Source organism: Dactylosporangium sp. CA-139066 (genome assembly GCF_050936175.1).
Lineage (GTDB): Bacteria > Actinomycetota > Actinomycetes > Mycobacteriales > Micromonosporaceae > Dactylosporangium.
Map to the genome: position 1 here is coordinate 8,250,292 of NZ_JBNJNH010000001.1, position 14,370 is coordinate 8,264,661.

The following is a 14,370-nucleotide window of genomic DNA, read 5'->3' on the forward strand; positions in this document are numbered from 1 at the left end:
TCCCGGCCGCCGTGCCGCCGTGACGGTCGCTGCCGGGGCGGCGCCCGTGACCGTCCACGTGCGCACGCCGATGACCGTGCCGGTCTCGCCGTGCGGCACGCGGGGCGGCCATGAGCGACGATGATGCCGTGCCCGGAGGACAGCGGCGCAGAACTGTTGCGGCAGGCGCGGGCGTGACCGTTCCCCGGGCGGCCATGAGCGACAATGATGCCGTGCCGGAGGACAGCGGCGCGGAACTGTTGCGGCGGGCGCGGGCTTCGGGCGACCCGGCGGTGCTGGCGGCGGCAATCGAGGCGCTGCGCGGGCGGGCCGGGCGGGGCGCGCGGGAGAACCTGGCCACGGCGCTGATGACCCGGTTCGAGTGGACGGGCGACGTCCAGGAGCTGCACGCCGCGATCGGCCTCTATCGCGAGCTGATGCGCGACGCCGAGCCTGAGGCGGGGCTGCTGACCAACCTGGGGCTCGCGCTGCGGCTGCGCGGCGAGGTGACGGACTCGGCGGCCGACCTCGACGAGGCCGTCGACGTGTCGCGCCGCGCGGTGAGGCTGTTGCCCGGGGACGATCCGGAGCGCGTGGGCCTGTGGTCGAACCTCGCCGCCGCGCTGGTGGTCCGGTACACCCGCCGCCGGACCGCGGCCGACCTGGACGAGGCGATCGACGCCGGGCGGCGCGCCGTCGGGGGCATGCGCGGCGACGATCCGGACCGGCTGGGCTACCTGGCCAACCTGGCCACGGCGCTGTACCGGCGCTTCGGTGCGGCCCACGACGCGGCCGACCTCGACGAGGCGGTCATCCACGCGCGGGCGGCGGTGGCGGCCGGCGACGGGCACCCCATGCTGCCGACCGCCATCATGACGCTCGCCAACGCGCTCCAGGTGCGCGGCGAACCGGAGGACCTCGACGAGGCGGTGAGCCTCCAGCGCGCCGCGAACGGCATCGCGGGGCCCGGGGAGCGGGCCTCGGCGCTGGCCGGCCTCGCCACCACGCTGCGGAGCCGGTACGCGCACACCGGCGCACTGTCCGATCTGGACAGTGCCGTCGCCTACGGGCGGGCGGCGATCGCGGCGGCGCCGGCCGGGACCGGCATCGACGCGGCCAACCGGCTCACCGCCCTCGGCAACGCGCTCGCCACCCGGTCCGCGGCCACCGGCGACGCCCGCGAGCTCGACGAGGCGGTGACGCTCGCCCGGCGGGCCGTGGACCTGGTCGCGCCGGAGACGGCCGAGTACGGCGCCTACCTGTCGAACCTGGCCGGCAAGCTGCGCGGCCGCTACGAACGCCGGCGGGCGCCGGCCGACCTGGACGAGGCGATCGCCCTGGGCCGGCGGGCGGTCGCGCACGAGCGGCGGCCGGGGCACCTCGGCAACCTGGCCGCGCTGCTGAGCCTGCGGTTCTTCGCCACGCGGCGGCGCGCCGACCTCGACGAGGCCGTGGCGTTCGGCCGGGCCGCGGTGGCCGCCGCCCCGCGCGACGCCGGCTGCCGCGACACCCTCGCCATCACGCTGCTGACCCGCCTGGCGCACGGCGGGCCGCCGTCAGACCTGGATGATGCGCTGGACGCCCTGCAGGACACGGACCCGCCCGCCGCCGGGGCGCGGACGGCGCCGCGGACGCGCCTGTGCGACGCGCTGCTGCTGCGGTATCAGCGCGACGGGAGCGCCGAAGACCTGGCCCGCGCCGTCGAGGCCGGGCGGGCCGGGGTCGCCGGGACGCCGCAGGGGCATCCGGCGCGCGCCGCCGCGCTGATCTCGCTCGCCCGGGTATGCATCGTCCGGTATCTCAGGGAGCCCGGGCGTCACCCCGGGGATCTGGGGTGGGGCGTCGAACTGCTGCGGCAGGCAGCCCACGAGCCAACGGCGCCGGTCGGGGACCGGATCCAGGCCGCCCGGCAATGGGCCGGCATCGCCGCCACGGCGGGGGTGTGGCCGTCCGCGGCGGCCGGGTACGCGACGGCGGCCCGGCTGCTGCCGCTGCTGGCCTGGCGGGGCATCGGCCGCGCCGGCGGCGAGCGGCTGCTCGGCCTGTTCGCCGGGCTGGCCGGCGACGCGGCCGCGGGCGCGATCGCCGCGGGCGACCCGGCGGGCGCGGTCGTCGCCGGCGACCAGGCCCGCTCGGTGCTGTGGGCGCAGCTCGCCGAGACGCGGCCGGACCTGCGCGCGCTGCGGGCCGCGGACCCGGAGCTGGCCGCCCGGCTGGACGCGGCCGCCGCCCGTGTGGAGGCGGCCGCCTACCGGGCCGGGTTCAGTTCGCCGGGACCGACATAGCGCCCCGCGGCCACCGACGTCGACGACTACGCCGGGCGCCGGGCGGCGGCGGACAGGCGCTCGGCCAGGGCGGCGACCAGCTCGCGCAGCGCGGCCGGGCGTTCGATGACGAACGGGCGGTCCAGGGACGCCAGCAGCGGCGGGAGCCAGTCGAGGTGTTCCGCGCGCAGTTCGACGCGCAGCCACGAGGGGTCGTCCGCCGAGGCCGTGACGAGGGCGAGGCCGGCGGGGAAACGGGTGCGGACGTGGGAGGGCGTGGCCTGGATCCGCAGTACCACCTCATGACGATGCGGCGCGGTGGCCAGGCCCGTCAGGACGCGCTCCGCCGGGTCGGCGCCGGCCGGTGGCTCGAACGAGCCGGGGAGCGTGCGGGCATCCTCGATGCGGTCCAGGCGGAACGTGCGGTCGGGAGCGGTGCTGGTGACGTACCAGCGGCCGCGGTGGGCGACGATGCCGTACGGGTGCAAGGTGCGCTCGCTGCGCCGGCCGTCGGCGGCGGTGTACCGGACGTGGACCGGGCGGTGGTAGCGCACGGCGTCGGCGACGGTGAGCAGGACCGCGGTCGGCGGGGGCGGGGGCGGGGACTCGCCGGGTTCGGTGGTGAACGCCAGCGACTCGAGCAGGGCGTCGAGGCGTTGGGCCAGGTGGGCGGGGAGCACGCGGCGGATCTTCGCCGTGGCCGTCTCCGTCGCCGTGGACGGGCCCGCGCGGCGGCCGGTGACCAGGCCCAGCAGGACCGCCAGGGCCTCGTCGTCGCTGAGCATCAGCGGGGGCAGGCGGTAGCCGGGGGCGAGCCGGTAACCGCCGTAGCGGCCGCGGACGGACTCGACCGGGACGTCCAGGTCGATGAGGTGGCCGACGTAGCGGCGCACGGTGCGGGGGTCGACGCCGAGGCGGTCGGCGAGCTCGGACATGGTGCGGACGCCGCCGGACTGCAGCAGTTCCAGCAGCGTCAGGACCTGGGCCGTGGGGCGCGCCACAGGCATCAGAATACTGGACCGGTTCTGTCCCGTATTTCTTCTAGCGTGCCCGGCATGGATTTCGTTTCGATTCGCATCATCAGCCACGACGTGGCCCGGCTCGTCGCCTTCTACGAGCGGGCGACCGGGATCGCCGCCGAGTGGGCGACCGAGGACTTCGCCCAGCTCAGGACCGGCGCCGGTACCGTCGCGATCGGCAGCACGCGGACCGTGCGGCCGGAGGCGGCCCGGGCCGGGGAGAACCGCAGCGTCATCGTCGAGTTTCTCGTCGACGACGTGGACGCGCTGTACGAGCGGCTGCGCGACCGGCTCGACGATGTCGTGCAGGAGCCGGCGACGATGCCGTGGGGGAACCGGTCGCTGCTGGTGCGCGACCCCGACGGCAACCTCGTCAACTTCTTCCGGCCGGCGACCAGCGGCGACTGACGGGCCCGCCGGCGGATTGCGGGCCTGACGGGCGGGCACCGCCGGGGGTACGGTGCGGTGTGCCACTTGACCTCCGGCGTGCGCGGTTCGCGGGGTGCCTGCTGTTCCTGCTCTTCGGCGCCGCGCTCGGGGCGTGGACGGCCCGCGTGCCGGCGGTCAAGCACAACCTCGGCGTCGACGACTTCCGGCTCAGCGTCGCGCTGCTCGGGCTGGCCGCCGGGGCGATCGCCGGGCAGATGACGGCGGGGCGGCTCGTCGACCGCTTCGGCAGCGTCCGGGTCGCCGCGCCCACTGCGCTGGTCGAGGGCGCCCTGCTGCTGCCGGCCGCCTACGCCCCGACGCTGCAGCTGCTCACCGTCGCGCTGCTGGTGTTCGGGTTCAGCCACGGCGTGCTCAACGTCGCCATGAACGCCAACGCGCTGGGGGTCCAGCGGGCGTACGGGCGGCCCATCATCTCGTCGTTCCACGCGGTGTACAGCATCGGCGGCTTCGCCGGCGCGGCGCTGGGCGGGCTGTGCGCGCAGTTCGGGCTCGGTGTGCCCGGCACGTTCCTCGTCGTCGCCGCGCTGACGACCGCGATGGCGGTCTGGGCGCTGCTGTGGCTCGCGCCGGAGCCGCCGTCCGAGGACGCCGGCGAGGCCGCCGACGCCCGCGGCGCCCGCCTCGACGGGGTGCTGGTGCTGGGCGGGCTCGCCTTCTGCGCCCTGGTGGGCGAGGGGGCCGCCGCCGACTGGAGCGCGGTGTACCTCCGCGACAACCTCGGCGGCACCGCGGGCTTCGCCGCCGCGGGCTACGCCGCGTTCGCGATCGCGATGACCGCCGGCCGGGTCGTCGGCGACCGGCTCACCGCGCGGCTCGGGCCGGTCCGGCTCGTGCGCCTCGGCGGGCTGCTGGCCGCCGCCGGCCTGGGCGCCGCGCTGCTGCTCAACGCCCGCTACGCCGGCGTGGCCGGGTTCGCGTGTCTCGGCGCCGGTCTGTCGTGCGTGGCCCCGCAGGTGTTCTCGGCGGCGACCGCGCGCAACCCGGCCCGCCCGGCGCGCGCACTGTCCGTAGCGGTGAGCATGGGCTACGCCGGCTTCCTGGCCGGCCCGGTGCTCATCGGGGCGGCCACCCGGGCGGTGCCGCTGCCGGTCGCGCTGGCCATCCCGGCCGCCCTCGCGCTGCTGGTCGCGCTCAGTGCCGGGGCAGTACAACGTGACACTGTCTAGTACACTTCCGGGTCTTCCATCCCTCAGGTCAAAGGCGATCGCCATGCATCGTGACGCTCGGCCCATCCTGTCCTTCGGCCGCGCCAGCCGCCGGTCGCTGCTCATGGCGGCGAGCGTCGCCGCGGTCGCCGCCTGCCAGCCCGACCAGGACGAGGCCGGGAAGCCGGGCGCATCGTCCGGGGCGGCATCGCCGAGCGCCTCGCCGGTGCCGGCGGCGACCGTGCAGATCACCGCGCCGGCCAACGGCGCCGGCAACGTGCCCGCCTCGATGGAGATCGCGGTCACCGTCGGTAACGCCACGAAGACCGACGTGGTGTTCGTCGACGCCGGCGGCGAGCAGATCGCCGGGGTGCCGCACTCGACCGAGGGCAACTGGATGCCGGCGAAGCAGCTGAAGTACGCCACCGGCTACGAGGCCCGCGTCACCGTCACCGGCGCCGACGGCAAGACCACGACCGCCACGGCGGCGTTCACGACGATGAAGAAGCCGGGCAGCCTGGCCAAGGTGACCGGCGTCGTCAACGACGGCCAGACCGTCGGGGTCGCGATGCCGTTCATCATCAACTTCGGCGTGGACGTCGCCAAGGACCAGCGGGCCGCCCTGCAGCGGCGCCTCAGCGTGGTCAGCGACCCGCCGCAGGAGGGCGCCTGGAACTGGTTCAACGCCAAGGAGCTGCACTTCCGGCCCAAGGAGTACTGGCAGGCGGGCACCAAGCTCACGCTGAAGGCGCCCATCGGCGGCCTGCCGATCGGCGGGAAGTGGTACGCCGAGCGCGACCTCACCACGAGCGCCACCGTCGGGCGCAAGTTCGTGATGGAGGTCGAGAACAAGACGCACCAGATGACCGTCACGCAGGACGGCCAGGTCGTGCGCACCTGCCCGGTGAGCAACGGCCGGCCCGGCAACCCCTCGGCCAGCGGCCAGATGGTCATCATGATCAAGAACGAGTGGGAGTGGTTCGACTCGTCCACGTTCGGCGTGCCGTCGGACAGCAAGGAGGGGTATCGGCTCAAGGTGTACTGGCCGCAGCGGCTCACCTGGGACGGCGAGTACCTGCACTCGGCGCCGTGGTCCGTGGGCGACCAGGGCAAGCGCAACGTCTCGCACGGCTGCACCAACCTCTCGCCCGCCAACGCCGAGTGGCTGTGGCACCAGACGCTCATCGGCGACCCGGTCATCATCCGCAACACCGAGGAACACGTGAAGTGGGGCAACGGCTGGACCGACTGGGACGTGTCCTTCGAGGACTACGTCAAGGGCAGCGCGGTGCCGTACGCGGCGCCGGCCGTGCCGCCGTCGGCGTCGGCCTCGCCCTCCGCCTCCGCGTCCGGGTCGGCTTCGCCGTCGGCGTCGGCGTCCTAGTAGTACCACCGCTGGGTCCTGTTCTGGGTCTTTGGGCCCAGGCCCGGGGCGGCCCGCGTCGTTAGCGTCGCCGGTGGCGTGCTCGCACGCCATCCCCGACGTCGCGACGCGGCGCACAACCCACGGGAGACTCTCGATGACCCTGTCCCTTCGACGCCGGCCGCGCTCGCGGCTGTTCGTGCTGGCCGGCATCGCGGTGGCGCTCGCCGGCTTCCTCGGCTGGTTCGCCACCGGCCCGCTGCTGCGCCCGGCCGGCGCCGACGAGAAGCCGCTGTCCCAGGGCAAGCCGGCGACCGCCTCCTCGAGCGAGGGGCGCGCCTTCCCCGCCTCCGCCGCGGTCGACGGCGACGCCGGCACCCGCTGGTCGAGCGGCTTCAGCGACCCGCAGTGGCTGCAGGTCGACCTCGGCTCGCCCACCGCGCTGGACCGCGTGGTGCTCAACTGGGAGCGGGCCTACGGCACGGCGTTCCAGATCCAGACGTCGCTCGACGCCGCCACGTGGAACACGGTGTACAGCACCACGACCGGCACCGGCGGCCGCCAGACGCTGACGGTGAGCGGCACCGCCCGCTACGTGCGCCTCTACGGCACCGCCCGGTCCACCGGCTACGGCTACTCGCTGTGGGAGTTCCAGGTCTTCGGCAAGTCCTCGGCCCCCGCGACCGCGACCGTCGGGCCCGCCCCCACGTCCACGTCCACGAGTGCGGCGCCGGCTCCGAGCGGTAGTGCGGGGTACATCATGGCGCCGAACCCGGTCACCAACGTCAAGCCCTCGCACGAGGTGCCGCCGAACAAGGGCGGGTTCCACGAGTTCCAGGCCAACTGCTCGGTCAGCCGCACCAACCTCGGCGACGACCCGATCGTCTTCCCGGGCCTGGCCGGCGCGTCGCACCTGCACACGTTCATGGGCAACACGACCACGAACGCCGCCACCACCGTCGACTCGCTGACCAAGGGCGCCACGACGTGCAAGGCCAAGGGGGACCTGTCGGCGTACTGGATGCCGACGCTGTTCAACGGCGACGTCGCGGTCAACCCGGAGGGCCCGCAGGTCATCTACTACAAGACCGGCGTGACCGACTACCGCAGCGTGCGGCCGTTCCCGAAGGGCCTGCGGTTCGTCGTGGGCAACGCGAAGAACACCGACGCCGACAAGTTCCTCGCGGCGACGGAGAAGGGCTTCGAGTGCGGTGACAGCTACGAGAACAAGAACATCCCGCTGACCTGCCCCAGCGACCGCAGCGTCAAGCTCAACATCCGGTACCAGGCACCCAGTTGCTGGGACGGGCTGCACCTGGACTCGCCGGATCACCAGAGCCACATGGCGTACCCCATCGACTCCCACTCGGCGTCGGGCATGGTGTGCCCGGACGACCACCCGGTCGCCGTGCCGAAGCTCGAGTTCAAGATGGCGTGGCCGGTCAACGGCGACATGTCGAAGGTGCACTTCGCAAGCGGCGCCGGCCCGACGTTCCACTACGACTTCATCAACGCGTGGGACGACCGGACCCTGACCGCGATGATCAACGGCTGCATCGTGGCGGCCCGGCAGTGCGACGCGCAGGGCCACGACGGCCGCGACGACCAGCAGCCCGCACCGTACGTGCTGAACAACGACTACGTCCTGCCGTAACGCTATTGTCGGCCGGTGACTGAACGGAGCCGGCGGCGGCAGTGGATCGGACTTCTGCTCGCCGCCGCCGGCATGGCCGCCGCCACCGTGGTGGTGCCGCCCCTGATCGCCCCGCGCCGGGCGGCTCCCACCCCGCCCTCGGCGCCGGCGGCCTCGGGGGCCCCTTTTCGCAGTGCCACCGTCCCCGCGCAGTTCTCTGCTCTTTCGGTGCAGGCCGAAGATCCGGCCAACCGGCTGACGGGCGGCGCGTCGGTGGTGGCGTGCGCGACGTGCCGCGGCGGCCACCGGGTGCGCTACCTCTGCCCGGAGTGCGCGCTCGAGGTCCGCTTCGCGCTGCCGGTGGCCGGAACGCGCAAGGTGACGGTGTGGTACGAGGTCGACGGTCCGCGCTCGCTGAAGGTCAGCGTCAACGGCGCGGCCGCCCGCATCTGGCCCGTCAACGGACCCGACTGGTCCACCCCGCGCTCCTTCGACTTCACCGCCGACCTCCCGGCCGGCCAGGTGAGCCTGCGGTTGTACAACGACGACTCCCCCGCCCCGGACCTCGACGAGATCGCCATCGCTTGAGTTTTCTTCAAGTTCTGGTTAAGCGCTCCTTGCCAGCGTTGCGCGCGCAGTAGCCTCTGCCCGGTGAACGGTCCCGACCGCGATGTCGCCGCGGCGGCGCTGACCCGGGCGGTCCTGATCGGCCGCGCCGTCGCCGCGATGGCCGCCGCCGCGGCCGGCCTGCTGCTCGTCGACGACCCCGCGCGGGTCGTCGCCGTCCTCGCCCTGATCGCCGTGGCCACCGCCGCCCAGCTCGGCGTGCTCGCCCGGTGGCCCCACGTGGTCGGCCGGCCGGTGGTCGCGGTGGTCGCCGACTTCCTGGTCCTGTTTGCGGTACTCGCCGTGAGCCGCGGCAGCATCGCGTACTTCTGCTACGCCGCCGGCGCCGGCGCGCTCGGCGGCGTCCTGCTGGGCCTGCGCGCGCTGCCGGTGTGGGCGGCGCAGGCCGCGATCGGGTACACGGTGATCGCCGAGGTCCTGCACCGCACCGACCCGCCCCCGGAGCTCACCGCGTTCGTCGTGGCGTTCCCGATGGCCGGCGCGCTGGCCGGCGTGGGCGCGGCCGTGGCCTGCACGGCCCTCACCCGCCAGCTCGAGCTCTCGGCCCGCCTGGTCGCGTCGGCCCAGCGCTCGGCCGCGGCCTCGGAGCGCGCCCGCCTGGCCCGCGAGCTGCACGACTCGGTCTCCAAGACCCTGCGCGGCGTGTCGCTGGCCGCCCTGGCGCTGCCCTCGTCGCTGCGCCGCCAGCCCGCCCTGGCCGAGCACCTGGCCGGCACGGTCGCGGCCGGCGCCACGGCGGCGGCCCGGCAGGCCCGCGAGCTGCTCGAGGAGATGCGCCTGGACGTCGCCGACCGTGACTTCGCCTCGGGGGTCGCCGAGGTCTGCGCGGCCTGGAGCGCCGCGACCGGCATCCCGGTCCGCACGGCCCTCGCCCCGCTCGACCCGCCGGTGTACGTGTGCCACGAGCTGAACCGGATCCTCCGCGAGGCCCTGGCCAACGTGGCCCGCCACGCCCACGCCGCGCGCGTCTACGTCCGCCTCGCCCCCACCCGCGACGGCGCTCTGCTCGCGGTCGCCGACGACGGCGTCGGCTTCGCGATGCCGCGCGAGCTGCACGGCCTGCAGTCGGCGGGCCACTTCGGCATCGTCGGCATGACGGAGCGCGCCCGCACGGCCGGCGGCGCGCTGTCCATCGACTCGATCCCCGGCGCCGGCACGACGGTGACGGCCCGCGTCGCGTGGGCCCTCGACCTGGTGCCGACCCGATGAGCATCGGCGTCCTCGTCGTGGACGACAACCCGATCGTCCGCTCGGCCCTGCTCGGCATCCTGTCGTCGTCCCCGGCCGTGCACGTCCTGGGCGAGGCCGCGAACGGCCGCGAGGCCCTGCAGTCGGCCCGCCGCCTGCGCCCCGACGTGACGCTGCTGGACCACCGCATGCCGATCGCCGACGGCCTGTCGGTCCTCAACGCGATCGCCCAGCACACGGCCGTCCTCGTGCTGACGTCCGACGACGACCCCCGGCTGATCGCCGGCATGCTGCACCAGGGCGCGCGCGGCTACCTCGTCCACGGCGAGTTCGACCCGCCGGAGCTGCTGCGCGCGGTCCGCGAGGTGGCCGGCGGCCGCGGCTGGCTCTCCCCCGTGGCGGCATCGGTCGCGGCCTCGCTGGCGCGCGACCAGGCCGCCCGCGAGCGGGCCCGCCTCGACGTCCACGAACGCCGTCGGCGCGCCCGGCACGGCTTCGGCCTGACGGAGCGCGAGGAGGACGTGGTCACGCTGCTGTGCGAGGGCCTGACGAACGCGTCGATCGCCCACCGCCTGCGCCTGACGGAGAAGACGGTGAAGAACCACTTGAACCACGTCTTCGCGAAGCTGCAGGTCCGCACCCGCACGGAGGCCGTCATACGCTGGACCGACCACGCGTCGTAGCGCTCTCCGACGCTGCGTAGCCGGTTTCCGCTCGGATTTGGCGGCGTCCTGTAGCGTCGTTGACAGCGGAAGGGCGACGGTCGATGCGCGTTCCGCTCCGGGCTTTTCGCTTGTGTCGCCGGTTTGGTGCGGTGCTTCGGAGCCGGCCCTGTCTCGCGCGCGGGCGTACGTTCTACGACCGCCTGTTCCGGGCTCGGACTGGATTCGGCCGCTGCGGTGGATGCCGTCGACGCGGGCACGTTCGTCGCTAGCGCCGTGGGCCGCCGGTCAGCGCCCGGGAGCGGCTTTGCGGCCGCGACGAACGGCGGTGGGCGAAGGCGCAACGGATGCGGCCGGCCGGCCCAACATGGACGGATCGCGCGCGTCGCTGGCTGCACCTACACGGGCGGGCCTCGCCGCGGGCCCCCGAACCGCGCGACGCGGGCCGGTGATCTCAACCCCGCCGGGGGCGCTGGCGTTCGTCAAGATCCGGCTTCGCCGTCGTCGCATGAGCTGCTCGCCCTGGCCATCGGGCCCGCGTGCGGCGCGACGCGGGCCGGTGATCTCAACCCCGCCGGGGGCGCTGGCGTTCGTCAAAATCCGGCTTCGCCGTCGTCGCATGAGCTGCTCGCCCTGGCCATCGGGCCCGCGTACGGGGCGGGCGCGTTCCCCCGGCGACGCCGAGGTCGCCGGCGCGATAAGAGATGATTTATCACCATTTATGCGGTTAATTCGGACAAACGGCGCGCCCAGAGGCGGCGGGCAGTGCGAGTGGGAGCCGTGCGGCCGCCCACGAGAGGCGGCGCTGCGGCGAGTGCCACGCCGCAGCCAAGGCGCCAGAAGGTGTCGAGACCTCCGCGCACCAGCCGTCGCAGGGGAAACCACACCGGAACCGCCGCCGGCAGAGCCGAAGCTTCCCGTGCACGCACCGCACGCGTGACACCGCACAGCCCGCGCTCTTGCCGCCAGGAGACGACGCTGCAGGTTTTGAGGGGGTCCGGGTGGAGCGGAGCTCCCCCGGCTCAGGAAGCACAGCCGCACATCCACACAGCCATTGCGACAGAAGTTCGTCGAGAACTTGCGAGTCAAGCATCGAAGTATTGCGCTGGGAGCGCGGATGCTGGCAGGATTCCACGCCAGAAGCCGACATAAGGTCAGCGCCGCCAACCGCGCGTGCCGCAACGCGTGGGCTGCTCAAGTGCCGGTTCAGCGGGTCCCGCCCGGCCCGCTAAAACCGCATGCCCCGAAAGCCGCCGGACCAGGGCCGCCAACCCGCCGGCGGGGCACGGGGCGTACACCCCGAGGAGTCCACATGGGAGTTTCCCGCCGCTCCGTCATCGCCACCTCGCTCGCCGGAGCCGCCGCCGGCGCGCTGCCGCTCGGTGCGACCGGCGCCGGCACCGCCTTCGCCGCCAGTCCGCCCGGCGACGTGGTCGGCAAGGTCACCGTCGGCTACCAGGGCTGGTTCGCCTGCATCGGCGACGGCGCGCCCATCAACGGATGGTGGCACTACAGCCCGAACTGGTCCCAGGCCCCGGCGCCGGGCGCGTGCTCGATCACCTGCTGGCCCGACATGCGCGATTTCACGAAGGGGTACCGCACCAACTTCGCCAACCTCGGCAACGGCCAGCCGGCGAACCTGTTCTCCTCGTACGACCAGCAGACCGTCGACACGCACTTCCGCTGGATGCAGCAGAACGGCTGCGACACCGCCGCGCTGCAGCGGTTCAACCCCAACGGCGGCGAGGGGGCCACCCGCGACGCGATGGCGCAGAAGGTGCGCCAGTCCGCCGAGGCGTTCGGGCGGAAGTTCTACATCATGTACGACGTCACCAACTGGACGAACATGCAGTCGGAGACCAAGACCGACTGGACGAACAAGATGTCCGCCCACACGGCCTCGCCCGCGTACGCGCGGCAGAACGGCAAGCCCGTCGTGTGCATCTGGGGCTTCGGGTTCAACGACCCGGGCCGCCCGTTCTCGGCCGCGGCCTGCCTCGACGTCATCAACTGGTTCAAGGGGCAGGGCTGCTACGTCATCGGCGGCGTGCCCACCCACTGGCGCCTCGGCACGGACGACTCGCGGGCCGGGTACATCGACGTGTACCACGCCTTCAACATGATCTCGCCGTGGATGGTCGGCCGGATCAGCGACAACGCCGGCGCCGACTGGTTCTACACCAACCGCGTCCTGCCCGACCTCGCCGACTGCAACTCCCGCGGCATCGACTACCAGCCGTGCGTCATCCCGGGCGACCTCGCCGCCGGGCACCGCCGCCACGGCGAGCTCATGTGGCGGCAGTTCTACAACCACACCCGCGCCGGCGTGCAGAGCGTGTACATCTCGATGTTCGACGAGTTTAACGAGGGCAACCAGATCGCCAAGACCGCCGAGAGCGCCGCCTGGCAGCCGGCCAACTCCGGCATGCGGGCCCTCGACGAGGACGGCACGCCCTGCTCGTCGGACTACTACCTGCGCCTCACCAACGACGGCGGCCGGATGCTCAAGGGGCAGGTCGCGCTGACCGAGACGAGGTTCACGGTCCCGTTCCCGACCGGGCCCGACCAGACCGCGCCCTCGGTCCCCGGCAACCTGCGCGTCACCGGCACCACGGACACGACGGTCGCCCTGGCGTGGAACGCCTCGACGGACAACGTCGGCGTCGCGGGCTACCGCGTTTCGCGGGTCTCAGGATCCACAAGCACGGTTATCGGTACCACCACGACGCTGGCCTTCACCGCCACCGGCCTGACGGCCTCGACCGCGTACACCTTCACGGTCGCCGCCTTCGACGCGGCCGGCAACGCCTCCGGCGCCTCGAACGCGGTCACCGCGACGACCTCGGCCCCGCCGAACAACAACACCAACCTGGCCGCCGGCCGCCCGACGTCGGAGAGCAGCCACACGCAGGTGTACGGCAGCGGCAACGCCGTCGACGGCAACACCGGCACCTACTGGGAGAGCGCCAACAACGCGTGGCCGCAGTGGCTGCAGGTCGACCTCGGCTCCGCGATGGCCACCCGCCGCATCGTCCTCACGCTGCCGCCGCAGTCCTCCTGGGCGACCCGCACGCAGACGCTCTCGGTGAGCGGCAGCACCGACGGCGGGTCGTTCACGACGATCGTGGGCTCGGCCGGGTACACCTTCAATCCCGCCACCGGCAACACCGCGACCATCACGTTCCCGGCCGCGGCGACGGTCCGCTTCCTGCGCCTCACCTTCACCGCCAACACGGGCTGGCCGGCCGGCCAGGTCTCGGAGTTCCGCGTCTACAACGGCTGAGACGTCCGCGCCCGGCCGCCGCCGAAGGCCGGGCGCGGATGGGGCACAGTGCCCGGCCCGACGCCGACGGGTCCGGGACCGACACCCAACCCCGAAAGAGGCGGGTGGCGACCAGGCGTCCGGTCGCCACCCGCCACCTCAACGCGCATAACCGAAATATCGGATATGTCCGTCGCGCAGCGGCGGACATATCCGCATCCACGCCCGGGTGTCAGGCCTCGGTGACGGGCGCCCACAGGCTCGGCAGGTTTCCGTCGCACATATCCGCATCCACGCCCGGGGCGTCAGGCTCCGTCGACGGGCGCCCAGAGGCTCGGCAGGTTGACGACGACCGCCTCCTGGCTGCTGCGCGCGATGACGACCACGGCCTCCTCGGCGCCGGGGTTCTCCTCGCGGTGCGGGGTGTACGGCGGGACGAAGACGTAGTCGCCCGGCTCGGTCTCCAGGCGCACCTCGCGCTCGCCCTCGGCGAAGACGAACACCGGATGGCCGGAGACGACGTAGATGGCGGTCTCGGTGTCGCCGTGGTGGTGGTCGCCGGAGCCGGTCGCGGGAGCGACGTGGGTGCGGCCCATCCACAGCCGCTCGGCGCCGACGGTCTTGCCGGAGATGGCCTCGAGGCGGGTCATGCCGGAGGTCTGGCCGGTGTCGCCGGTGAGCTCGCCGCCCCTGATGCGGCGCAGCGGAGCGTGCCAGTGGTCGGTCATCGCACTGCCTCCTTCGGACGGTCGTCCTGGTATTTGTATCCGCTGGCGGC

At 73.7% G+C, this 14,370-nt stretch carries 11 protein-coding genes; 9 read left to right on the forward strand and 2 right to left on the reverse strand.

Going from position 1 to position 14,370, the window contains the following annotated elements:
• The first annotated feature begins 194 nt into the window (after nucleotides 1-194).
• Nucleotides 195-2,264, forward strand: a complete 2,070-nt coding sequence (locus ACQEVU_RS37690; protein ID WP_433332255.1) for a tetratricopeptide repeat protein — start codon at nucleotides 195-197, stop codon at nucleotides 2,262-2,264.
• A 26-nt stretch (nucleotides 2,265-2,290) separates the two neighbouring features.
• On the opposite strand, the gene ACQEVU_RS37695 is transcribed toward ACQEVU_RS37690, so the two are convergent.
• Complete coding sequence (locus ACQEVU_RS37695; protein ID WP_433332257.1) at nucleotides 2,291-3,250, reverse strand: helix-turn-helix transcriptional regulator; 960 nt, start codon at nucleotides 3,248-3,250, stop codon at nucleotides 2,291-2,293.
• 48 nt (nucleotides 3,251-3,298) lie between these two features.
• Between ACQEVU_RS37695 and ACQEVU_RS37700 the strand changes: the two genes are divergently transcribed.
• From ACQEVU_RS37700 to ACQEVU_RS37735, 8 genes are all read left to right on the forward strand, one after another.
• Nucleotides 3,299-3,670 (forward strand): VOC family protein, encoded by a 372-nt coding sequence (locus ACQEVU_RS37700; RefSeq protein ID WP_433332259.1) that lies wholly within the window; start codon nucleotides 3,299-3,301, stop codon nucleotides 3,668-3,670.
• A gap of 59 nt (nucleotides 3,671-3,729) precedes the next feature.
• Nucleotides 3,730-4,878 (forward strand): MFS transporter, encoded by a 1,149-nt coding sequence (locus ACQEVU_RS37705; RefSeq protein ID WP_433332261.1) that lies wholly within the window; start codon nucleotides 3,730-3,732, stop codon nucleotides 4,876-4,878.
• 43 nt (nucleotides 4,879-4,921) lie between these two features.
• The gene (locus ACQEVU_RS37710; protein ID WP_433332263.1) at nucleotides 4,922-6,241 is read left to right on the forward strand and encodes an Ig-like domain-containing protein; all 1,320 of its coding nucleotides are present in this window, start codon (nucleotides 4,922-4,924) and stop codon (nucleotides 6,239-6,241) included.
• A 136-nt stretch (nucleotides 6,242-6,377) separates the two neighbouring features.
• Nucleotides 6,378-7,874, forward strand: a complete 1,497-nt coding sequence (locus ACQEVU_RS37715; RefSeq protein WP_433332265.1) for a DUF1996 domain-containing protein — start codon at nucleotides 6,378-6,380, stop codon at nucleotides 7,872-7,874.
• Between the two features lie 15 nt (nucleotides 7,875-7,889).
• A complete protein-coding gene (locus ACQEVU_RS37720; protein WP_433332267.1) occupies nucleotides 7,890-8,441 on the forward strand; it encodes a hypothetical protein in 552 nt (183 codons plus the stop codon).
• Between the two features lie 63 nt (nucleotides 8,442-8,504).
• The gene (locus ACQEVU_RS37725) at nucleotides 8,505-9,689 is read left to right on the forward strand and encodes a sensor histidine kinase (protein WP_433332269.1); all 1,185 of its coding nucleotides are present in this window, start codon (nucleotides 8,505-8,507) and stop codon (nucleotides 9,687-9,689) included.
• Complete coding sequence (locus ACQEVU_RS37730; protein ID WP_433332271.1) at nucleotides 9,686-10,351, forward strand: response regulator; 666 nt, start codon at nucleotides 9,686-9,688, stop codon at nucleotides 10,349-10,351. The genes ACQEVU_RS37725 and ACQEVU_RS37730 overlap by 4 nt, the downstream gene beginning before the upstream one ends.
• Nucleotides 10,352-11,642: 1,291 nt before the next feature.
• Nucleotides 11,643-13,613: a discoidin domain-containing protein gene (locus ACQEVU_RS37735; RefSeq protein WP_433332273.1), complete on the forward strand. Its 1,971-nt coding sequence runs from the start codon at nucleotides 11,643-11,645 to the stop codon at nucleotides 13,611-13,613.
• A gap of 284 nt (nucleotides 13,614-13,897) precedes the next feature.
• Here ACQEVU_RS37735 and ACQEVU_RS37740 read toward each other — a convergent pair whose 3' ends face one another.
• A complete protein-coding gene (locus ACQEVU_RS37740; protein ID WP_433332275.1) occupies nucleotides 13,898-14,320 on the reverse strand; it encodes a cupin domain-containing protein in 423 nt (140 codons plus the stop codon).
• Nucleotides 14,321-14,370: the final 50 nt, after the last annotated feature.